Raw genomic sequence first — 1,555 nt, forward strand, 5'->3', positions numbered from 1 at the left:
CATGTCCGTTGGTGTTTTTGATTTGTTTTCGGTGGGTATTGGTCCCTCGAGTTCTCATACGGTGGGGCCGATGCGGGCTGCTGCGGCGTTTGCTGCTGAGGTTTCTGGTGCCGGTTTGCTGGGGCGGGTGGCTTCGGTGCGGGTGGATTTGTATGGTTCTCTGGCTGCGACGGGGCGTGGGCATGGGACGATGACGGCGGTGTTGTTGGGGTTGGAGGGGCGTGAGCCGGAACTGATTTTGCCGGCGGAGGTTGATTCCCGCCTGGCTGCGTTTGCTACCGGCGCCCCGTTGCTGCTCGGTGGCAGTGTGGAGTTGGCGTATGGTGCCGGGGACATGATTTTGCATCCGTTGACGATTCTTCCGCGCCATACCAATGGGATGAAACTTGCTGTCAGCGATGCTGCGGGGATTGTTTTGCATGAGGCCACGTATTTCTCGGTCGGTGGCGGGTTCATTATCCGTGAGGGTGAAGTCGAGGCGGCCGTGGCCGAGCTGGAACACTCCAAGGAATTGTTGCCGTTCCCGTTCCGGACCGCTGCCGGGTTGTTGGAGCATTGCGCCACGGTCGGGGGAAACTTTAGTGACGTGATGCTCGCGAACGAACTCGTGACTCGCAGCGAGGAGCAGGTGCGTTCCGGGTTGTTGCATATCCGGGACGTCATGGAGGAGTGTAAGAATGCTTCCTTGGCCCGGACCGGGTTGTTGCCGGGCGGGTTGAATGTGCGTCGCCGGGCCCCTGATTGGCATGCCCGCCTGCTCGCCGAGGACCCGGATCGGGATCCGAAGTTTTGGCAGGAATGGGTGAATCTGGTCGCCTTGGCTGTGAATGAGGAAAACGCCTCTGGCGGGCGGGTGGTCACGGCCCCCACGAACGGGGCTGCCGGGATCATCCCGGCCGTGATGTTCTACGCCACTCACTACACCCAGGGCATGGCGAGTGCCTCCCCGGAGGCGATCGACGCCGTCGTGGTGAAGTTCCTGCTCGCTGCCGGGGCGGTGGGGGTGCTGTATAAGGAGCAGGCCTCGATCTCCGGGGCCGAGGTTGGTTGCCAGGGTGAGGTTGGTTCGGCGTCCTCGATGGCCGCGGCCGGGCTGGCCGAGGTCATGGGTGGTACCCCGGAACAGGTCGAGAACGCGGCCGAGATCGCGATGGAACACAACCTGGGGCTTACGTGTGATCCGATCGGGGGGCTCGTGCAGATTCCCTGCATCGAACGTAACGCGATCGCGGCCGCGAAGGCTATCAATGCCGCGAAAATGGCGTTGTGGGGTGATGGTACCCACCGGGTGTCCCTGGACGAGGTCATCATCACCATGCGCGAGACCGGCCGTGATATGTCCTCCAAATACAAGGAAACAGCCATGGGCGGGCTCGCCGTGAACGTCGTGGAATGCTGATCCCCAGTCGCTCCCACCTGCTCGCAAGCTCGCAGCGGGCCACTCGCGGCCGTGGCCCCACTAAAACACGCACCGTTATGCGCCCCGGCCACGCTGGACGTGGCGCATAACAGTGTCAGGCGCCACGCTCACACCGGGCATGGCGCATAACGAAAC

1 protein-coding gene is annotated in these 1,555 nt (G+C 62.8%); it reads left to right on the top strand.

The features are described from left to right. Nucleotide 1: 1 nt before the first annotated feature. Nucleotides 2–1,399, top strand: coding sequence for an L-serine ammonia-lyase (locus CXQ94_RS21285; RefSeq protein WP_104092567.1), 1,398 nt, complete (start codon nucleotides 2–4; stop codon nucleotides 1,397–1,399). Nucleotides 1,400–1,555 lie beyond the last annotated feature (156 nt).

Origin of the sequence: Arthrobacter sp. GMC3 (genome assembly GCF_002929305.1) — a bacterium.
Taxonomy (GTDB): domain Bacteria; phylum Actinomycetota; class Actinomycetes; order Actinomycetales; family Micrococcaceae; genus Specibacter.

What these genes read in the sequence shown, in the direction of transcription:
- CXQ94_RS21285 (WP_104092567.1), top strand. Translation starts at nt 2, where the DNA reads ATGTCCGTTGGTGTTTTTGATTTGTTTTCGGTGGGTATTGGTCCCTCG.